This is a genomic window from Vibrio crassostreae (genome assembly GCF_024347415.1).
GTDB lineage: Bacteria > Pseudomonadota > Gammaproteobacteria > Enterobacterales > Vibrionaceae > Vibrio > Vibrio crassostreae.
Genome location: NZ_AP025476.1, coordinates 2,949,035 through 2,970,133 on the forward strand (window position 1 = coordinate 2,949,035; position 21,099 = coordinate 2,970,133).

Genomic DNA, 21,099 nt, shown 5'->3' on the forward strand with positions numbered 1-21,099 from the left:
TATCTTATATTGTTCTGATTAGAACTATCATAAATTAGGTTGGAGGAGAAAAGTAGAGTCTCTTCCCTCCCCCTTTAATGTGTACTCTAACGAATGATTTCAAGCTCTTCTATTGGAATATCTAACTTTTCTAATTGCGGGCGAAGCGAAGTCGCGTCACCAACAACGATTATTTGATAATCATTCGGGTCGAACCATTTCTTCGATAGCTCGTTTAAGGTCTCTTTTGAAACCGTTTCAACTATCTGATTACGCTGTTGTAGGTAATCTTCATCAAGGCTCAATGCGACAATATTACTCAACAACCCAGCCTTTTGACTTGGCGTTTCGTATTTAAGCGCATCTTGTTGACCGACGGCGAGGCGCATAAATTTCACCTCTTCGTCAGTTAATCCACCCTGACTAAACTCGTTCAACTCATTAATAAACTCTTGAATCGATGGAACCGTCGCATTCGCCCTTACCTGCGCACTGAATACCACTGCACCAGTTTCTCGAGTACTTGCGAAGTAGCCGCTTGCACCGTAAGTGTAAGCTTTGTCTTCACGCAAGTTCTGGTTGATACGGCTATTGAAGTTACCCGCTAAGTTAAAGTTAGCTAACTGGCTCAAATACAATTCCCCCGTCGCATCAAATGGCAGGCCTTTACGCACTAAGCGAACAATGCTTTGCGGCGCACCCGGTTTGTCGACCAAATACAGGTTCTGACCTGAAAGCTCTTTGACGATCTGCGGACGCGTTAGTGGTGCCGCATCGCCTTGCCACTGTTCAAAGAATTGTAGCTGTTTCCCTGCCTCTTTCTTCGAGATGTCTCCCACAACAACAATATTGGCACCTTCTGGTGTATAATGTTGTGCATAGAATTTTTTCACATCGTCTAGGGTAAGTTTCGACAAAGACGCCTTGGTGCCGTCACTCGCGCGAGCAAAAATACTGTCACCAAACAGTACTTCACGGGTTGCTTGAGACGCCATCCAGCTTGGCTGCTGGTGCTGATACACAACGCCTTCTAGCATCTGTTTCTTAACTCGCTCGAAATCTTGCTCATCGAACTTAGGCTCGAATAGAACCTCTTGCACGATCGCTAAGGTTTGAGGCAGGTTTTTCTCTAGCGTAGAAACTGAAATATCCGTGGTGTAACTGCCCGCACTGATACTCACACTGCTACCAAGCTTATCTAGTGTCGCTTGTAGCTCTTCAACCGTTCGTTTTGTCGAGCCTTCTTCCATCATAGAAGCGGTTAGGTTCGCTAGGCCTTCTTGACCTTTACGAACATAACGCTCGCCCGCTGGAAGTTGAATCTGTAGCTGTACGGTCGGTGTTTCACTAGTCACAGTACCAATCAAATCCGTGCCGTTGGCAAAGTGCATGCGGTACAAATCAGGCATCGTTGCTTCAACACCAAAGTTCACTTCTGGCATCACGCTGCGATCAAAAGTGTTCGGTGCTTTTCTGAAATCCAGCTGGTCTTCTGTCACCTTGCTGTATTCAGGCAAAGTACGTGGAGGCATAGTAAAGGTCGCTTCACGAACCGCTAAATCAAGTTGCTTCTTAGGCACCACACTCAAGGTCACCTTGTGCTTACCTTCGATGAAATCTTGATAGGCTTTACTTACGCTTTCTGGAGTCACCGCTCGGATTTGATCCAACTGTGATTCAATGCGATCTGGTTGACCATAGAAGGTTTGGTTAGATGCCAGTTGTGAAACCTTGCCTTTTACACTTTGCAGTGCGAAAACGGCATTCGCTTCTGCCATGCCAGTGATCTGGTCTAAACGCTCTTGCTCAACACCTTCTTTCGAAAATTGATCTAAGGTATCCATCAGCTCTTTATTAAGAACCGTCAAATCGCCTTTTTCACCTGAGTTGCCCATCGCATACACATACATGGTACAAGCGAGCTCAGCACAATCATGGAAAGATCCTGCACTGACTGCCTTCTGCGTTTTTACGAGATTTTGATATAGGTAACTGTTGGTACCTGAACCTAACACGTTAGACAGTGCATTCAGTGAAGCTTGGGTCTCTTCACCACGATACGTTGTTGGCCAACCCACAAGCACCATCGGCTGACGAATATTGTCTTCTAAGGTGATGTACTTATCTTCAGTTAGAACAGCAGGTTGCTTCTCTGCCGCCTTCACTTCAGGACCTTGAGGGATTGGGCCAAAGTACTTGTTAACCCACTCTAGCGTGTCATCAACGTCGATATCACCACCGATAGTCAGTACCGCATTATTTGGGCCGTACCAGCGTAGGAAGAACGCCTTAAGGTCATTCACATCAACACGGTCTAGATCTTCCACATAACCAATTGGTTGCCAAGAGTAAGGGTGACCTTCTGGGTAAAGTGCTTCGCCCATGCGTTCCCACATCAAGCCGTAAGGACGATTTTCGTAGCTCTGCGCTCGTTCGTTTTTAACCGTGCCTCTTTGTACCTCAAATTTCTTCTGAGAAACTGCATCTAACAAGAAGCCCATTCGGTCGGATTCTAACCACAACATTTTTTCAAGTTGGTTAGAGGGAACAGTTTCAAAGTAGTTGGTACGGTCACGGTTAGTGGTACCGTTTAACGAACCACCAGCCTCGGTAATGATCTTAAAGTGCTGTTGGTCACCAACATTCTCTGAACCTTGGAACATCATGTGCTCAAAGAAGTGAGCAAAGCCCGACTTACCTATCTCTTCACGAGCAGAGCCTACGTGGTAAGTCACATCAACATGCACCAATGGATCAGAATCATCAGGGGAAAGAATCACTGTCAGGCCGTTTTCAAGCTGATACTTGGTGTAAGGAATCACCACTTTATCTTTAGAAGGCCTAACCTCTTCTAACAGAGTGACACCTTCAGGTAACGAGAAAAAGAAGGGCGTTGAGCTAGGTACATTGTAAGAACAGCCAGCAATGGCGATAAGAGAAAATGTACCAAGTAAAACCTTTTTCATAGGTTCTCCTTAGAAAAAACCGAAGTAGATAGCAGCAAGTAAGCTATAGCGAGCGGCCTTGCCAATCGCTATCAAAATCACGCTAGGGATAAATTTCATTCTTAGCCAACCAGCTGCCAGACACAAAGGATCACCAATGATCGGTAACCAACTAAATAACAGTGTCCAGTAGCCATAACGGCTTAGCCAAGCCATAGCCTTATGACCATGCTTTTCAGATTGAGTTCGATTAGGCAACCACAAACCAATCCAATAGTTAGTCAGGCCGCCTAAGGTGTTGCCTAATGTTGCCACCAGAATAATCGATGAGGTGGAAAAATGATCTAGGCTCAATGCTGCCACAAGGCTAGCTTCTGAACCACCGGGGAGTAATGTGGCACTCAAGAAGCCACTGATGAAGAGTACCCACAGCGCTGAGTCCGAGAACCACAGCGCGATATTTTCAAAAAGGGAGTTAAAGAATTCTAGCACTGCATATCAACTTTCTTGCATTTTAAGTAGCACCTTGCCCCTGGTGTGTCCGGTTTCAACCTGTAGATGCGCCGACTGCGCCTCGTCTAGCTGGTAGATACCTTGAATTTCTGTTTTGAGTAATCCGACACTAACCATGTAGAGCATAGCGTCCATTTGCTCAGGGGTTGGCTCAACCAACATGCCTGATGCAGTAAAACCTAATAGTGTCGCTTTTTCGCAGATCAACTCAGCAGATAGGGTCGGAACGGTCACCACTCTTGCACCGTCTTTCAGGCACTTCAACGCATCAAGCGCGGTATCGCCACCGACCAAATCAATCAGCACATCAACATCAGAAACTCTTTCCGACGCTGGCGCAAACTTATAGTTAATTGCGTGAGCACCTAACGTCGCAAGGTAATCAAGGTTGGCTTCACTGCAGGTCGTGTAAACCTCGGCTTTTGCGGCTACTGCAATTTGAACCGCAAGGTGACCAACGCCGCCAGCACCCGCTAAGATAAGCACGCGATCGCCTTCTTTCACTTCGGCTTTGTTTAGCGCTTGTGCTGCGGTTTGACTAGCAAGTGGTAATGCCGCTGCCGCTTCTAAGGTGACAGAATCAGGAACCATGCTTAACGCCGCTTCTGGAACACAAACATATTGGCTGTAGCCGCCACCTTGCAGTGGAAAGCCAATAAAGCCCGCCACGTTATCACCAACCGTAAAACGTTCAGCCTGATCGCCTAGCGTGACAATTTGACCCGAAATATCGTATCCCGGTACCCAAGGAAGGTTGTCTTTGTTTTGTGCTGCTGCCCAACCAAGGCCAGCACGGGTTTTCACATCAATCGGATTAATGCCCGAAAAGGAAACTTTAACCACCACTTCTCCAGCCTTAGGCTCAGGAATAGCACTGGTTTGAATACTAAGGTTTTCGACGCCGCCGAATTGAGTAATCGCAATCTGTTTATTTTCCATTTCCACATTTCCTTGATTGATAAAAGCCCTAGTGAGCAAGCACCCTAATTAATAAAAAGAAAGGGATGCGAAAGCATCCCTTTGACTATAAACCATTTAATAAGGCTAAGTTAACCGCTCATTCGTAAATTGACGACCAATTAACGTAACGATACATGACCTAAGTAATCCATTAACCGACTAGCGCTAATAGAATACCCGCCGCAACCGCACTACCAAGTACACCTGCTACGTTCGGACCCATTGCATGCATCAACAAGAAGTTCTGAGGGTTTGCTTCAAGACCTACCTTGTTCACAACACGTGCCGCCATTGGAACCGCTGATACGCCAGCTGCACCAATCAATGGGTTGATGTCCTCTTTCGAGAAGCGGTTTAGAACCTTCGCCATCAATACACCACCCGCAGTACCAATACTGAACGCGACCGCACCTAAGCCAAGAATACCCAGAGTCTCTAAGTTCAAGAAAGTATCCGCTTGAAGCTTAGAACCAACACCGAGACCAAGGAAAATAGTCACAACGTTAATCAGTTCGTTTTGCGCTGTTTTCGATAGGCGATCAACCACACCCGCTTCACGCATCAAGTTACCCAGACAAAACATACCCACTAGAGGTGTTGCTGAAGGTAGGAACAAAATCGTCATCAGCAGTACAGCAAGCGGGAAGAGGATCTTCTCTGCTTTGCTAACGTGACGAAGTTGAGCCATCTTAATCTTACGCTCTTCAGGAGACGTTAACGCTTTCATGATTGGTGGCTGAATAATAGGAACCAATGCCATGTAGCTATAAGCTGCTACTGCAATGGCACCTAAAAGATCCGGAGATAACTTGCTCGCCAAGAAGATCGCAGTTGGGCCATCGGCACCACCAATGATCGCAATTGACGAAGCATCGGCCATCGAGAACTCCATTCCTGGAACATAGTTCAACAAGATCGCGCCAAATAGCGTTGCAAAGATACCGAACTGAGCCGCAGCCCCTAGCCACAATGTTTTAGGGTTCGCAATCAACGCACCGAAGTCCGTCATCGCACCAACACCCATAAAGATCAGCAGTGGGAAAATACCCGTTTCAATACCAATGTAGTAAACGTAGTACAGTAAACCACCGGGATCAGTAAACCCAGCATTTGGGATGTTTGCTAATACAGCACCAAAACCAATCGGTAGTAGAAGTAACGGTTCAAATCCTTTACGAATTGCTAAAAACAACAGCAAGCAACCGACCAGCATCATACAGATCTGGCCGAACTCGAAGTTAGCAATCCCTGTTTCAGACCATAAGGTCATCAATCCTTCCATGGTACTCCCTTACGCTAAGCTTAGTAGTGGAGCGCCTACAGTAACTGCATCGCCTTCTTTAACATTCAGTTCTTGAACGATACCACCACGAGCAGCACGAACTTCCGTTTCCATCTTCATCGCTTCTAGGATAAGCAGAACGTCGCCTTCAGCAACCTCAGCACCCGCCTGAACATTTACTTTGAAGATGTTACCCGCCAATGGGGCTGGAACCGCTTCAGCGTCAGAAGCTGCTACTGGTGCAGTTTGAGCCGCTTGAGTAGGTTTTGCAGATGGCGCTACTGATGTAAGTTCACCTTTTGGGCCAACTTCAACGTCGTAAACTTGACCATCAACCTTCACGCTGTAGCTTTCAATACCACCAGAAGCTTGTACAGGAGCTGCTGCAACTGGAGCCGCAGCTTCTAGCGTTGGTGCAGGTTCAAATGCTTCAGGGTTACGGCGGTTCTTAAGGAACTTAAGACCCACTTGTGGGAAGAGTGCGTAAGTCAGTACATCATCAACCGTATCTTCAGCTAGAGAGATACCTTCTGATTTCGCTTTCTCTAACAGATCCGTCGTTAACGTATCCATTTCAGACTTAAGTAAATCAGCAGGACGACAAGTAATCGGCTCTGCACCATCCAGAACTTTCGCTTGCAGTTCAGCATCCACTTCCGCAGGAGCTTGACCGTATTCACCTTTCAGAAGACCGGCAGTCTCTTTAGTGATGCTCTTGTAGCGTTCACCCGTTAGAACATTAATAACCGCTTGAGTACCGACAATTTGAGAAGTTGGTGTTACCAAAGGAATATAACCAAGCTCTTTACGTACGCGAGGAATCTCTTCAAGAACCTCGTCCATACGATCGGCTGCGCCTTGTTCTTTCAGCTGGCCTTCCATGTTAGTCAACATGCCGCCAGGAACCTGAGCGATCAAGATGCGAGAATCGACGCCTTTTAGCTGCCCTTCCCATTTCGCGTACTTTTTACGTACATCACGGAAGTAAGATGCGATTGGTTCAATTTGGTCAAGCTTAAGGTTCGTATCGCGCTCTGTACCTTCTAACATCGCCACAACCGTTTCAGTTGGCGTGTGGCCGTAAGTACAGCTCATTGAAGAGATAGCCGTGTCTAGAATATCGATACCCGCCTCAACGGCCTTAACCGCTGTTGCTGTCGATAGACCGGTTGTCGCGTGGCTATGTAGCGCTAGAGGAACATCACACGATGCTTTAATGCGTGTAATTAACTCTTCCGCTTCATAAGGCTTTAATAAACCTGACATATCTTTGATACATAGTGAATGACAACCTAGGTCTTCTAGACGCTTAGCCAGATCAACCCAAGTATCTGAGTTGTGAACCGGACTGGTTGTGTAAGACAACGTACCTTGAGCATGGCCACCAACGTCGATCGTTGCTTTCACTGCTTTTTCAAAGTTGCGTACGTCATTCATCGCATCAAAGATACGGAATACATCCATGCCGTTTTTATGGGCACGTTCAACAAATTTTTCTACTACATCATCCGCGTAATGACGGTAGCCCAATAGGTTTTGACCACGCAGTAGCATCTGCATTGGTGTGTTTGGCATCGCTTTTTTCAGCTCACGCAAACGCTCCCATGGATCCTCGCCAAGAAAACGGATACACGAATCAAACGTCGCGCCGCCCCAAGTCTCAAGTGACCAGTAACCGACTTTATCCAGTTCTGCCGCAATTGGCAGCATATCTTCGATACGCATACGAGTAGCAAATAGTGACTGGTGCGCGTCACGAAGTACCACATCAGTGATAGCTAGTGGTTTAGACATGCTCATAAACTCCTTTTTAATCCTTTAAATGCTACTTAGCAGTAGACGCACGGTATTGATGAACCGCGGCCGAAATTGCTGCCACGACCTGTGGACTAACAGCTGAAGGGTTTGATTGTGATTTTTGAATTTTTTTAGGTGCTGCGATCGGCTCAGGTACTTCTTCTGGTACCAGTTTTGACATCAACCGAACGAGGTAAACTAGAATAGTTAGGAAAATAAAGACAACGGACATCCCCGTTATCATTAGAGTCGCCGCATCTCCTAGCAGGCTTCCAATATTAGTCATGTTGCTTCCTTTCTTCGTCATCCTGACATACGTACAGGATTTCAGCGAATAGTGATCCCGACCCATGGATTATCTCGATTGGTAAAAGTTTGTCAATTTTGTTTAAGGTTCTGTTACGGATAACGCACACATAAGGTTAATTATTCGCCTATCAGATCACATAAATCTGTCAAATACGTCATTTTTAGATATTTAAACTGTGACTTAAACGGGACTTTTCTGGGAATTGATATGAGAAAGGTGGAATAACAAAGAAGTAATCAAGAACCACTTTAAATACAACAAGTTAAACAACGAACAAATTTAACATTATCGCAACAAATTTACAGCAGACATAAAAAAAGCCTCGTATAAACGAGGCTTTTTTAATAATGTGGCGCGCTCTGGAGGATTCGAACCTCCGACCGCCTGGTTCGTAGCCAGGTACTCTATCCAGCTGAGCTAAGAGCGCAAGGTTTTAATATCAATTCATTGTTACTAACAACAGATCAATATAAGGGTTTCATTCTTATAAGAAGGTAGCCCTAAATAGTGGCGCGTCCTGGAGGATTCGAACCTCCGACCGCCTGGTTCGTAGCCAGGTACTCTATCCAGCTGAGCTAAGGACGCACAGTTTTCGATATCGGTATTTCCAATATCAGGAGTTCACAAGGAAACCCTAAAAAGTGGCGCGTCCTGGAGGATTCGAACCTCCGACCGCCTGGTTCGTAGCCAGGTACTCTATCCAGCTGAGCTAAGGACGCGCAGTTTTCGATATCGGTATTCCCGATATCAGGGGTTCATAAAAGAAACCCTAAATAGTGGCGCGCTCTGGAGGATTCGAACCTCCGACCGCCTGGTTCGTAGCCAGGTACTCTATCCAGCTGAGCTAAGAGCGCACGGTTTTCGATATCAGTATTCCCAATATCAGGAGTTCACAAGGAAACCCTAAAGAGTGGCGCGTCCTGGAGGATTCGAACCTCCGACCGCCTGGTTCGTAGCCAGGTACTCTATCCAGCTGAGCTAAGGACGCACGGTTTTGATATTAATTCTCGACGAACGATTTATCAATATCAGGATTCACATTCTTATAAGAACTAAACCCTAAATAGTGGCGCGCTCTGGAGGATTCGAACCTCCGACCGCCTGGTTCGTAGCCAGGTACTCTATCCAGCTGAGCTAAGAGCGCACGGTTTTAGTATCAACTTAGTCAATACAAGGAGTTTTATTCATATAAGAAATAAACCCTTAAATAGTGGCGCGTCCTGGAGGATTCGAACCTCCGACCGCCTGGTTCGTAGCCAGGTACTCTATCCAGCTGAGCTAAGGACGCACGGTGTTCATTCATTAAGAATGAAGTTGTGAAATATATCACATTCTTCTTGCTACGAAGAAAAAAAAAGGCCATCGGCCTGTAATGAATGGCGGTGAGGGAGGGATTCGAACCCTCGATGCAGCTACAAACCACATACTCCCTTAGCAGGGGAGCGCCTTCGGCCACTCGGCCACCTCACCTAATTCATTATTCTCAAATCACTTACAAGTAAGAGAAGAGAGAATGGCGCGTCCTGGAGGATTCGAACCTCCGACCGCCTGGTTCGTAGCCAGGTACTCTATCCAGCTGAGCTAAGGACGCACATTTACATTGTCTAAATTGCTAATTTTAGACTCGCAAGAAATGGCGGTGAGGGAGGGATTCGAACCCTCGATGCAGCTACAAACCACATACTCCCTTAGCAGGGGAGCGCCTTCGGCCTCTCGGCCACCTCACCGTCTTGCGGAGGCACATATTACGTTTTACCGAAAATATGTCAAACACTTTATTGAAAAAAATTGGACAAAAACACTCAACCGTTTGCTATTTAATCAAAGCGCTTGCAAATTGAACTTATAACATTCAAATCGCGCTTTTTTCCTTAAAAATTAAGGTGAAAGATTGGCAATAATAAACAGCCGAAAACAATTATCTAATTTCTCCAGCAGCAAGTGCTACCGCTGTTGGCACAATACTACGGGATGCGTATTTGCGCCATAGGGGAAGCTAATAAATCTTGAGTTTTGCCAAACAAATTAGAGAGCAACAGTTCTGTTCAGCCTTGTCTGTATCTCACAACATCACAAAGCATTCACTTCACCACTTTGAGACCGAACCGTTATCTAACTCATCTATGTCAAAATGAGTGTTTCGATTCCCCAAGATCAAAAAAGGCTAGCAACAATGCTAGCCTCTTCTCTACGCAAAAGTATTAGTAGTTGCCAGATGCAACGTTACCATTACCTTTTTCAGCTTGAATGCGCATGTAGATCTCTTCACGGTGAACAGATACTTCTTTAGGTGCGTTAACACCGATACGTACTTGGTTGCCTTTAACGCCTAGTACAGTAACTGTTACTTCATCACCAATCATCAGTGTTTCGCCAACGCGGCGAGTCAAAATTAGCATTCTTTGCTCCTTGAGTAATCTCTAAATTTATCTAGCTACGAGAGCATTATCCAACAAAAGTTATATTTTCGTAAACTATCGATTGAGTTTATTTAACCAAAATGCACTTCTTTTTTAGGATAACCCTGTGTTTCACGCGCTACGATGTATGCATTGTGTAATATGTTAGCAGCCATATCGACTTGCGTTGGTGATATCACCAAAGTTAAAGACTGCTGCTGCAATAAGTGATGCTGTACATCAATTTCGCCTTCAGACAACAATCCATGTGAACTGACCACAATTTCTTGTGTTCGGCTTCCTACCACAGTTAACAAACTAACCTGTTCACTATTACGGATTTTCTCGTCAAAAACTAGTTTTAATTTGGCACTTATGTCTTGTTTAATAATGAGTGCTGCCCGTTCTGTTTCCTCGATCACACTACAGACTTCGATCCCCAACAGTTGGCAATGTGAAATGAAAGACGGTAAGTCTTCATTCAAACACTCGATACGCACCATATCTCTTTGAATAGCGATACCAGCAATATCATTCAAACACTGATTACCCGTGATCAATGTGCCCTCGCCTTGTTCAAAACTTGAAAGCACGCGCAATGGCACGTTGTGCTGCCATGCATACTGAACACACGGAAGATGCAAAACCTTAGCACCTCGGCGGGCCATCTCTTCCATAGAAGGGAAGTCTAAAGTATCTAATTTTTGAGATTGCTTCACGACTCTAGGATCACAAGAGTAAACACCATCTACATCAGTATAGATCTGGCATTCTTTCGCCTGTAAGGCACCCGCAAGCGCTACCGCTGTAGTATCTGAACCACCGCGACCTAATGTTGTGATATCGCCTTTCGCATTGAATCCTTGAAAGCCTGCAACAATGACAATCTGGTTGTCATCTAACAGTGCTTGAATCGGGGCAGTATCAATACGCTCAATCGCTGCATTATTATGATTAGAATCCGTGTGTATCTTGGCTTGATAGCCAGTCATCGATGTCGCTTCATAACCTAACTTGTGTAACGTCATTGCTAACAAGGCCATGGAAACTTGCTCGCCAGCCGTTAACAGCACATCCAGTTCTCTAGCGTTTGGTACGCTATCAACTTGTGTGGCTAAGTTAACCAACCGATTTGTTTCACCTGACATAGCAGAAACGACAACCACAATCTGGTTCCCTTCATTTTTCGCTTCAATGATTTTTTCTGCTACATGATGGATTCGTTCAATTGAACCCACCGACGTTCCACCAAATTTCTGCACGATAAGAGGCATTTTCACCCGTCCTCACCTTCCCAAGACCAATGTCTATATATGACAAAAAAACACATACTCCGCGTCAGGGCGAAGCAATAAAAAATTAACCAAGGAGTCTAACGCCACCATTAGACTTCTTGGTTAATCTCAATCAAACCTTGTTTAAACACGCTTCCAATAGGCAAAATAAAAGATGCCCAATCAACTGATTGGGCATCTTTGTATCAATTACTTAAGCTTAAAGACGCTCTTCTAGCCAAGTACGCACAGATTTAAGTGCTTCTGGCAGTGCTTCAACGTCAGTACCGCCCGCTTGAGCCATATCTGGACGACCGCCACCTTTACCGCCAACTTGCTCAGCAACCATCTTAACAAGGTCACCCGCTTTTACTTTGCCGATTAGGTCTTTGGTTACACCAGCAATCAAGCCAACTTTACCGTCTGCTACGTTTGCGATCAGGATGATGCCGCTACCTACTTGGTTTTTAGCGTTATCAACCATAGTACGTAGGTTCTTGTTGTCTGCGCCTTCAATTGCAGCAACCAAAACTTTAGTACCAGAGATGTCTTCTACTTTGCCCATGATGTTTGCGCTTTCTGCAGCAGCCATCTTTTCTTTAAGCAGTTGGATTTCTTTCTCTAGAGATTTCGCTTTCTTAGCTGATTCAGCAAGCTTCTCTTCGTAAGCGTTAGCCTGAGCCTCTACTGCATCTAGAGCAGCTTCACCCGTTACCGCTTCAATACGACGAATACCCGCAGCAATACCACCTTCAGAGGTGATCTTGAATAGGCCGATATCACCCGTGTTACTTGCGTGGATACCACCACAAAGCTCAGTAGAGAAATCGCCCATAGATAGAACGCGCACTTCATCATCGTACTTCTCGCCAAACAGTGCCATTGCACCTTTTTCTTTCGCTGACTCGATATCCATGATGTTGGTTTCAATCACGTGGTTCTTACGAACTTGTGCGTTAACCAAACGCTCTACTTCTTTAATCTGTGCCGGTGTTACCGCTTCAAGGTTAGAAAAGTCAAAACGTAGGTTATCTGGCTTAACTAAAGAACCTTTCTGAGCAACGTGCTCACCTAGAACTTCGCGCAATGCAGAGTGAAGTAAGTGAGTTGCAGAGTGATTTAGTGAGATAGCAGCACGACGCTCAGCATCAACCGTTGCTTCTACTTTATCGCCCTTAGCAAATACACCTTCAACTAGCTCACCGTGGTGTGCAAATGCGTTACCTAGCTTCTGAGTATCTTGTACTTTGAAAAGACCCGACGCTGTTTTTAGTGTACCAGCATCACCACATTGACCGCCTGACTCAGCGTAGAATGGTGTCTCTTCAAGGATGATGATTGCTTTGTCGCCAGCCGATAGTGAAGATACCTCTTCGCCGTCCACAAATAGCGCAGAGATTTCACCAGCACCTTCAGTTGCTGTGTAACCACAGAACTCTGTGTTCGTATCTACTTTGATCGTCGCGTTGTAATCAGTGCCGAATTGGCCAGCTTCACGAGCACGCTTACGCTGTGCTTCCATCGCCTTCTCAAAGCCTTCTTCATCGATAGTAAAGTCGCGCTCACGAGCTACATCGTTAGTCAGGTCAGCTGGGAAGCCGTATGTATCGTAAAGTTTGAAAACTGTTTCGCCGTCAAGCTCTTTGCCTTCAAGTGCGTCTAGTGCGTCATTAAGAATAACCATGCCGCGCTCTAGAGTACGCCCGAAGTTCTCTTCTTCAATGCGAAGTACTTTTTCAACAAGCTCTTGCTGTTTCTTAAGTTCATCTGCCGCAGAGCCCATCACGTCAGCCAGTACACCCACAAGTTTGTGGAAGAACACGCCTTGTGCGCCAAGCTTGTTACCGTGACGAACTGCACGACGAATAATACGACGTAGAACGTAGCCACGACCTTCGTTTGAAGGCATAACGCCGTCAGCGATTAGGAATGAACAAGAACGGATGTGGTCAGCAATAACGCGTAGCGATTGGTTAGATAGATCGTCATGACCCACAACTTCCGCTGTCGCTTTGATTAGCTTTTGAAATACATCAATTTCGTAGTTAGAGTGAACGCCCTGCATGATTGCAGAAATACGCTCAATACCCATGCCTGTATCTACAGCAGGCTTAGGTAGCGGTTCCATTGTACCGTCAGCGTGACGGTTGAACTGCATGAATACGTTGTTCCAGATCTCGATGAAACGGTCACCATCTTCTTCAGGTGTGCCAGGACGGCCGCCCCAGATGTGCTCACCGTGATCGTAGAAGATTTCAGTACATGGACCACAAGGACCTGTGTCACCCATCGTCCAGAAGTTATCAGACTCGAACTGTTTACCGCCTTCTTTGTCGCCAATGCGAACGATACGGTCAGCAGGAACACCTACTTTTTTGTTCCAGATATCGAATGCTTCATCATCTGTCTCGTATACCGTTACCAGCAGACGGTCTTTTGGCAGTTGAAGAGTCTCAGTCAGGAATTCCCAAGCAAAGCCAATCGCTTCTTCTTTGAAGTAGTCGCCAAAGCTGAAGTTGCCTAGCATTTCGAAGAACGTGTGGTGACGAGCAGTGAAACCTACGTTTTCAAGGTCATTGTGTTTACCACCCGCACGTACACAACGCTGAGCCGTAGTTGCTCGAGTGTAGGCACGCTTTTCGGCGCCTAAGAAGCAATCTTTGAATTGGTTCATACCTGCGTTAGTAAATAGCAGGGTTGGATCGTTATGTGGAACTAACGATGAACTGTCTACGATTTGGTGTTCTTTGCTCTCAAAGAACTTAAGGAACGCATTGCGAACCTCATCAGTGCTCATGTACATGCAGCTCTTCCTGAAAATAGTCGAGTTAGAATTTTGCCGTATTGTAGATCATGGTTAAGGCTTCGACTAGTTTTCTTGTAGAAAAGACACCCTTGGGCAGGATTTTAGTGGGAATTCGATAAAATGAAGAATATTCCACTATATCTAGCCGTGGAAAAGCAGAAGTAAATCGACGACCTAGTACCGAAGAAACTCAGTCAACAAAAGAGAGTTGACCAAATACATGCTCGACGGAACTGCTCCAATAAAAAAGCCCCGCATAAAATATGCGAGGCTTTAAGTTCTTTCAAGCGGATGCTTCTTTCAAACATCTACTCTATAAAACGTTAGCTTATAGCTCTTCGTTTTCTTCTTCTTTCTCTACGTCTTTCTCTTCAAGAACAGCAGGAGTCAGTAGTAACTCACGAAGTTTAGTATCGATCTCTAGAGCAACTTCTGGGTTTTCACGTAGGTATTTACCAGCGTTAGCTTTACCTTGGCCGATCTTATCGCCCTTGTAGCTGTACCAAGCGCCCGCTTTTTCTACTAGCTTATTCTTAACACCTAAGTCGATAAGCTCACCTTCGCGGTTGAAGCCTTTACCGTAAAGGATTTGAGTTTCAGCTTGTTTAAATGGTGCAGCAATCTTGTTCTTAACAACCTTGATACGAGTTTCGTTACCAACAACTTCATCACCATCTTTAATCGCACCAGTACGGCGAATATCAAGACGAACAGATGCGTAGAACTTAAGTGCGTTACCACCTGTTGTTGTTTCTGGGTTACCGAACATCACACCAATCTTCATACGAATTTGGTTAATGAAGATAGCCATACAGTTAGACTGCTTAAGGTTACCCGTCAGCTTACGCATCGCTTGAGAAAGCATACGAGCCTGAAGACCCATGTGGCTGTCGCCCATTTCGCCTTCGATTTCTGCTTTTGGTGTTAGTGCTGCTACGGAGTCAATAACAAGTACATCGATTGCACCTGAACGAGCCAGTGCATCACAGATTTCTAGCGCTTGCTCACCCGTATCAGGTTGAGAAACAAGAAGCGCATCGATATCAACACCAAGCTTTTGAGCGTAGATAGGGTCTAGTGCGTGTTCCGCATCAACGAAAGCACACGTCTTGCCTACTTTCTGTGCTGCAGCAATAAGCTCAAGCGTTAGCGTTGTTTTACCTGATGATTCAGGACCGTAAACTTCTACGATACGCCCCATCGGTAGGCCACCAGCACCTAGTGCGATATCTAGAGATAGAGAACCAGTAGAAATAGTTTCTACGTCCATTGTGCGGTTATCACCAAGACGCATGATAGAACCTTTACCAAATTGCTTTTCAATCTGACCAAGGGCTGCGGCTAACGCTTTTTGTTTATTCTCGTCCATCTCTATCTCCACATAATCGGTTGTCTCAACAAGCGATCTAGAATCTATTTCTAACCCACATAGGGGTGACTAATTGGCTCTCATTATACTGTTGATTCATACAGTGTCTATACCTGTATGAAAATAATTTGTACAAATGTTACTTACCTTCCATTGATAGGTAATCATAAATAACTTGCAGGGCATGGTGCGTGGCTTGTTGGCGTACTTGTGATCTGTCGCCTGTAAATACATGCGTTTCTACTTTATCCCAGCCATTTAGCGCTTTCCACGCGAAGCATACTGTACCAACAGGCTTATCTTCGGTCGCGCCACCTGGCCCGGCAATGCCACTGATCGATACAGAGATAGTCCCGTTTGAGTGTTGCAATGCCCCGCTCGCCATTTCTATGACGACAGGCTCACTCACAGCGCCGAACTCTATCAAGGTTTTAAGCTGCACACCTATCATCTCTTGCTTGGCTTCATTGCTATAAGTAACAAAAGCGCGATCAAACCACCCAGAACTGCCCGCAATGTCAGTGACTGCAGTCGCGACACCTCCGCCAGTGCAAGATTCAGCCGTCACTAACACTTGTTTGTGTTTAGCGAGTAAGTGTCCAAGCTGTTCACTAAGGTCTTGAGTCATCTGCATCATCAGCTTCCCTTTATTTACTGTCATATCATTTGGATTCGCATCTTTTCGCATCAGCCGCTTTTCGCACGAAACGCTTTCACGTATCCTAAGCCGCAATAGAAATAAACGAAAGAAGTTAACTGTGAAAGCCGATCAAAAACATACTCCCATGATGCAGCAGTACCTAAAACTGAAAGCAGAAAACCCAGAAATTCTGCTGTTCTACCGCATGGGCGATTTCTACGAGCTTTTCTACGATGATGCTAAAAAAGCTTCTCAACTCCTCGATATTTCACTGACTAAACGCGGTTCATCAAATGGTGAACCGATTCCGATGGCGGGTGTTCCATACCATGCCGTTGAAGGATACCTTGCAAAGTTAGTGCAACTTGGTGAATCCGTAGCAATTTGTGAACAGATTGGTAATCCAGCAACTTCAAAAGGCCCTGTTGAACGTGCTGTTGTACGTATCGTCACACCCGGCACCGTGACCGATGAGGCATTGCTTTCTGAGCGTATTGATAACCTGATTGCAGCCATCTACCATCACAACGGTAAGTTTGGTTACGCGACACTGGATATTACCTCCGGTCGATTCCAACTTTGCGAGCCAGAAACCGAAGAAGCAATGGCCGCAGAACTGCAGAGAACCTCACCACGTGAGCTACTGTTCCCTGAAGATTTCGAACCTGTAAATCTAATGGCAAGCCGTAATGGCAACCGCCGCCGCCCTGTATGGGAATTTGAATTAGATACCGCTAAGCAACAATTAAATAAGCAATTTGGTACTCGCGATCTGGTTGGCTTTGGCGTAGAAAACGCGAAGCTGGGTCTATGTGCGGCTGGTTGTTTGATCCAATACGTAAAAGATACCCAACGTACTGCCCTTCCACATATCCGTTCACTGACGATGGATAAACAAGATCACTCGGTGATCCTCGATGCAGCGACTCGCCGCAATCTAGAGATCACGCAAAATCTTGGCGGTGGCACAGATAACACCCTTGCCGAAGTGCTAGATCACACCGCGACTGCGATGGGCAGTCGCATGCTTAAGCGCTGGCTACATCAACCAATGCGCAATATCTCTGCACTTGATCAACGCCTAGATGCAATTGGTGAAATGAAAGATTTGGCTCTCTTTACAGAGCTACAGCCGACCTTAAAGCAGATTGGTGATATCGAGCGTATTCTTGCTCGTCTTGCACTTCGTTCTGCTCGTCCGCGTGATATGGCGCGCCTTCGCCAAGCGATGGAATACTTGCCAGAGCTTGCTGAAACGCTGACACAACTTAAGCACCCGTATTTGACTCAACTTGCTCAATACGCATCTCCTGTGGATGAAGTTTCAGAACTGCTTGAACGTGCAATCAAAGAAAACCCACCCGTTGTTATCCGCGACGGCGGTGTGATTGCAGAAGGCTACAACGCCGAGCTAGATGAATGGCGTGACCTTGCTGCGGGCGCAACCGAGTTTCTGGATAAGCTTGAGCAAGAAGAACGTGAACGTCACGGTATCGACACGCTAAAAGTTGGCTACAACAACGTACACGGTTTCTTCATCCAAGTGAGCCGTGGGCAAAGCCACCTTGTGCCGCCACATTATGTTCGTCGCCAAACGCTGAAAAACGCTGAGCGCTATATCATTCCTGAGCTGAAAGAACACGAAGACAAAGTACTTAACTCTAAGTCGAAAGCACTCGCTATCGAGAAACAGCTTTGGGAAGAGTTGTTTGATTTGCTACTGCCATATCTAGAGCGCCTACAAAACATCGCTTCTTCAGTATCTCAACTTGATGTACTACAGAACTTAGCTGAACGTGCAGATACTCTGGATTACTGTCGTCCAACCATGACAGAAGCAGCGGGTGTACAGATCCAAGCAGGTCGTCACCCAGTAGTAGAACAAGTGATGGACGAACCTTTCATCGCCAACCCTATCGAGCTAAACGATCAACGTAAAATGCTGATCATCACAGGTCCAAACATGGGTGGTAAGTCGACTTACATGCGCCAAACTGCACTCATCGCATTGATGGCTCATATAGGTTGTTATGTTCCTGCTGAAAGCGCGACCATCGGCTCTATCGACCGTATCTTTACGCGTATTGGCGCATCGGATGATCTGGCTTCTGGCCGTTCAACCTTCATGGTTGAGATGACAGAAACTGCCAATATCCTGCATAACGCAACACCAAACAGCCTTGTGCTAATGGATGAAATCGGTCGTGGTACCAGTACTTACGATGGTTTGTCATTAGCTTGGGCAAGTGCAGAATGGTTAGCTAATCAAATCAATGCGATGACACTGTTTGCAACGCACTACTTTGAGCTAACTGAACTGCCGAACCAACTTCCAACACTGGCCAACGTCCACTTAGACGCAGTAGAACACGGCGACAGCATTGCCTTTATGCACGCGGTTCAAGAAGGTGCGGCAAGTAAATCTTACGGCCTAGCTGTTGCAGGGTTGGCTGGTGTACCAAAAGCCGTGATCAAGAACGCTCGTGCGAAGCTGACTCAGTTAGAAGCGTTAAGTATGGAGTCTCCGACATCAAAGCCAAGTGGTGTTGATATCGCGAACCAACTTAGCCTGATCCCTGAACCGAGTGAGGTGGAGCAAGCACTAGCGAATGTTGATCCTGATGATCTAACACCTCGCCAAGCATTAGAAGAGCTCTACCGCTTGAAGAAACTACTCTAGCTTAAGAAGCACTCTAGTTAAAATAGCCAAGCACTGTGGTTTCTAGCTGAAGTCAAAATTAAACCAGAAGCTAAAACTAAAAAACGCTGACATTAGGTCAGCGTTTTTTTATTTCGATATCGTGGAATATCGTTTAGTCGTTTTCAACGTTGAACAGGTTTTCCATGTTCAGACCTTGCTTGATCAAAATCTCACGTAGACGACGAAGACCTTCAACTTGGATTTGACGAACTCGCTCACGAGTCAGGCTGATTTCACGGCCAACTTCTTCTAGCGTTGACGGTTCATAACCCAGTAGTCCAAATCGACGTGCAAGTACCTCTTTCTGCTTAGGATTCAGTTCATCAAGCCAGAAGATCAGTGAGTTCTTGATATCGCTATCTTGAGTTGAAACCTCAGGATCTGAATTGTTGATGTCTGGAATAATATCCAACAGTGCTTTCTCACCGTCACCACCAATTGGCGTATCTACAGAACTCACTCTTTCGTTTAGACGAAGCATCTTGCTCACATCACCAACCGGCTTATCTAGCTTAGAAGCGATCTCTTCAGCTGTTGGTTCGTGGTCAAGCTTTTGTGATAGTTCTCTTGCAGTACGTAGGTAGATGTTCAGCTCTTTCACAACATGGATTGGCAAACGGATAGTGCGAGTCTGATTCATCAACGCACGTTCAATGGTTTGACGAATCCACCATGTTGCGTAAGTTGAAAAGCGGAAGCCTCGCTCTGGGTCAAATTTCTCTACGGCGCGAATCAAACCTAGGTTGCCTTCTTCGATTAGATCGAGAAGTGCCAAACCACGGTTGCTATAACGACGAGAAATTTTTACCACCAAACGCAGGTTACTTTCGATCATGCGTTTACGTGCTGCTTCATCACCGCGTAGAGCTCGACGTGCGTAAAGCACTTCTTCTTCTGCGGTTAGTAGTGGTGAGAAACCGATTTCGCCTAGATACAGTTGAGTGGCATCTAAGCTTTTAGACGTAACTTCAACTTCTTCTTTCGCTTCGGTTTTCTTAGTGACTGTTCGTTTTGCTTTTCCAAGAGCTTCCGGTTCCGTGGTTGCTTGGTCAAGATCGAACTCTTCTTTGGTTACTGCATTGCTTATACTCATAACGCCTCCCCCTGGCGAAATTAGCATGACATTACAACTTCATATGTCGCTAAATGACTATGTCACTCAATACAATACGTTAATCGTTCATATTGTATTTAAGGCAAATATCGTTTTGGATTAACGGATTTACCTTGGTAACGAATCTCAAAGTGCAGCCTAACACTGCTGGCTCCAGAGCTTCCCATTGTTGCAATCTTCTGCCCTGGTTTCACACTTTGCCCTTCAGATACTAATAGTCGGTCGTTATGCGCGTATGCACTTAAGTAATTATCATTGTGCTTCACAATCACTAGATTGCCGTAGCCTCGTAGTGCATTACCCGAATAAACAACCGTTCCCCCTGCAGTAGATACTATTGGCTGACCTCGCTGTCCTGCTATGTCTATGCCTTTATTTCCTTGTTCGCCTACAGAGAAATTCTTGATTACTCTCCCTTTAGTTGGCCATAACCATTTGGATACTTTATCACTTGTTGGTTTGGTGGACGGTGTAACATTCTGTTTACCTTTAGAACCAACATACTCCTTTGATTTGGATTGTTCAACCTTCTTTGGTGGATCTTTTTTCGCCACTTTGGTGGTAGTTTGAGCTGGAGCTGGTTTAGAGTTTTTGCTCGATTGCGATGTGGATTTAGGTTTATTTTCCGCAGATGACGTTGTCGATGCCGCGACAGGCGCAGCAACAGCTGCTACCGCTACCGTTGACTTACCATACGCTGGCGCGTTGTAACTAGGACGCCACAACTTAAGCTTCTGCCCTGGGTGGATAGTGTAAGGCGCAGACAATTTGTTGTAGCTAACGAGGTCATTGACGTCTTTATTGGTGACATAAGCGATGAAATAAAGCGTATCGCCTTTTTTCACTTCATAGTAACTACCGCGATAACTACCACGATCAATCGATGAGTAATTCTTGTTAAGGCTTGAAACCGGCGCAGGCGAATTCGCTGCACACCCAACAAGGGCACAGCTAAGCAGTAAAGTACTTCCTTTAAACAACTTCGAACGCATCGACTCTCTATCCACCTA

Annotated in this window: 14 protein-coding genes and 10 tRNA genes; 1 reads left to right on the forward strand and 23 read right to left on the reverse strand. The window is 45.7% G+C overall.

Features of this window, described 5'->3' with window-relative positions; translation table 11 throughout:
- Nucleotides 1-86: 86 nt before the first annotated feature.
- The 21 genes from OC193_RS13055 to pncC form a co-directional block, all read right to left on the reverse strand.
- Nucleotides 87-2,945, reverse strand: coding sequence for a M16 family metallopeptidase (locus tag OC193_RS13055; protein WP_048664501.1), 2,859 nt, complete (start codon nt 2,943-2,945; stop codon nt 87-89).
- Nucleotides 2,946-2,954: 9 nt separating this feature from the next.
- Entirely contained in the window at nt 2,955-3,416 is a 462-nt protein-coding gene (locus tag OC193_RS13060; RefSeq protein WP_048659376.1) for a YqaA family protein, read from the reverse strand.
- Nucleotides 3,417-3,422: 6 nt separating this feature from the next.
- Nucleotides 3,423-4,376 (reverse strand): NADP-dependent oxidoreductase, encoded by a 954-nt coding sequence (locus OC193_RS13065; RefSeq protein WP_048664500.1) that lies wholly within the window; start codon nt 4,374-4,376, stop codon nt 3,423-3,425.
- 172 nt (nt 4,377-4,548) lie between these two features.
- Nucleotides 4,549-5,679 (reverse strand): sodium ion-translocating decarboxylase subunit beta, encoded by a 1,131-nt coding sequence (locus tag OC193_RS13070; RefSeq protein WP_019825842.1) that lies wholly within the window; start codon nt 5,677-5,679, stop codon nt 4,549-4,551.
- Between the two features lie 9 nt (nt 5,680-5,688).
- Nucleotides 5,689-7,473: a sodium-extruding oxaloacetate decarboxylase subunit alpha gene (gene oadA, locus OC193_RS13075; protein WP_048664499.1), complete on the reverse strand. Its 1,785-nt coding sequence runs from the start codon at nt 7,471-7,473 to the stop codon at nt 5,689-5,691.
- Between the two features lie 31 nt (nt 7,474-7,504).
- The gene (locus OC193_RS13080) at nt 7,505-7,762 is read right to left on the reverse strand and encodes an oxaloacetate decarboxylase subunit gamma (protein ID WP_004741884.1); all 258 of its coding nucleotides are present in this window, start codon (nt 7,760-7,762) and stop codon (nt 7,505-7,507) included.
- A gap of 374 nt (nt 7,763-8,136) precedes the next feature.
- Nucleotides 8,137-8,213: transfer RNA gene (locus OC193_RS13085), tRNA-Arg, on the reverse strand.
- A gap of 81 nt (nt 8,214-8,294) precedes the next feature.
- Nucleotides 8,295-8,371 (reverse strand) — tRNA-Arg (locus OC193_RS13090).
- 57 nt (nt 8,372-8,428) lie between these two features.
- Nucleotides 8,429-8,505: transfer RNA gene (locus OC193_RS13095), tRNA-Arg, on the reverse strand.
- A gap of 58 nt (nt 8,506-8,563) precedes the next feature.
- Nucleotides 8,564-8,640: transfer RNA gene (locus OC193_RS13100), tRNA-Arg, on the reverse strand.
- Nucleotides 8,641-8,697: 57 nt separating this feature from the next.
- Nucleotides 8,698-8,774: transfer RNA gene (locus tag OC193_RS13105), tRNA-Arg, on the reverse strand.
- 79 nt (nt 8,775-8,853) lie between these two features.
- Nucleotides 8,854-8,930: transfer RNA gene (locus tag OC193_RS13110), tRNA-Arg, on the reverse strand.
- Nucleotides 8,931-8,997: 67 nt separating this feature from the next.
- A tRNA-Arg gene (locus OC193_RS13115) sits at nt 8,998-9,074 on the reverse strand.
- An 89-nt stretch (nt 9,075-9,163) separates the two neighbouring features.
- Nucleotides 9,164-9,256 (reverse strand) — tRNA-Ser (locus OC193_RS13120).
- A gap of 44 nt (nt 9,257-9,300) precedes the next feature.
- Nucleotides 9,301-9,377 (reverse strand) — tRNA-Arg (locus OC193_RS13125).
- Nucleotides 9,378-9,420: 43 nt separating this feature from the next.
- Nucleotides 9,421-9,513: transfer RNA gene (locus tag OC193_RS13130), tRNA-Ser, on the reverse strand.
- 474 nt (nt 9,514-9,987) lie between these two features.
- Complete coding sequence (gene csrA / locus OC193_RS13135) at nt 9,988-10,185, reverse strand: carbon storage regulator CsrA (protein WP_004415691.1); 198 nt, start codon at nt 10,183-10,185, stop codon at nt 9,988-9,990.
- Between the two features lie 92 nt (nt 10,186-10,277).
- The gene (locus OC193_RS13140) at nt 10,278-11,459 is read right to left on the reverse strand and encodes an aspartate kinase (RefSeq protein ID WP_080967413.1); all 1,182 of its coding nucleotides are present in this window, start codon (nt 11,457-11,459) and stop codon (nt 10,278-10,280) included.
- Between the two features lie 220 nt (nt 11,460-11,679).
- The gene (alaS, locus tag OC193_RS13145) at nt 11,680-14,262 is read right to left on the reverse strand and encodes an alanine--tRNA ligase (protein ID WP_048664498.1); all 2,583 of its coding nucleotides are present in this window, start codon (nt 14,260-14,262) and stop codon (nt 11,680-11,682) included.
- A 331-nt stretch (nt 14,263-14,593) separates the two neighbouring features.
- The gene (gene recA, locus OC193_RS13150) at nt 14,594-15,634 is read right to left on the reverse strand and encodes a recombinase RecA (protein WP_017056586.1); all 1,041 of its coding nucleotides are present in this window, start codon (nt 15,632-15,634) and stop codon (nt 14,594-14,596) included.
- Between the two features lie 139 nt (nt 15,635-15,773).
- The gene (gene pncC / locus OC193_RS13155) at nt 15,774-16,268 is read right to left on the reverse strand and encodes a nicotinamide-nucleotide amidase (protein WP_048659431.1); all 495 of its coding nucleotides are present in this window, start codon (nt 16,266-16,268) and stop codon (nt 15,774-15,776) included.
- Between the two features lie 124 nt (nt 16,269-16,392).
- Here pncC and mutS point away from each other — a divergent pair, with 124 nt between their 5' ends.
- Nucleotides 16,393-18,954: a DNA mismatch repair protein MutS gene (mutS, locus tag OC193_RS13160; RefSeq protein WP_048664497.1), complete on the forward strand. Its 2,562-nt coding sequence runs from the start codon at nt 16,393-16,395 to the stop codon at nt 18,952-18,954.
- 133 nt (nt 18,955-19,087) lie between these two features.
- Here mutS and rpoS read toward each other — a convergent pair whose 3' ends face one another.
- Together rpoS and nlpD are read right to left on the reverse strand one after the other, a co-directional pair.
- Entirely contained in the window at nt 19,088-20,068 is a 981-nt protein-coding gene (gene rpoS / locus OC193_RS13165; RefSeq protein WP_017059027.1) for an RNA polymerase sigma factor RpoS, read from the reverse strand.
- 98 nt (nt 20,069-20,166) lie between these two features.
- Nucleotides 20,167-21,081: a murein hydrolase activator NlpD gene (gene nlpD / locus OC193_RS13170; RefSeq protein WP_048664496.1), complete on the reverse strand. Its 915-nt coding sequence runs from the start codon at nt 21,079-21,081 to the stop codon at nt 20,167-20,169.
- Nucleotides 21,082-21,099 lie beyond the last annotated feature (18 nt).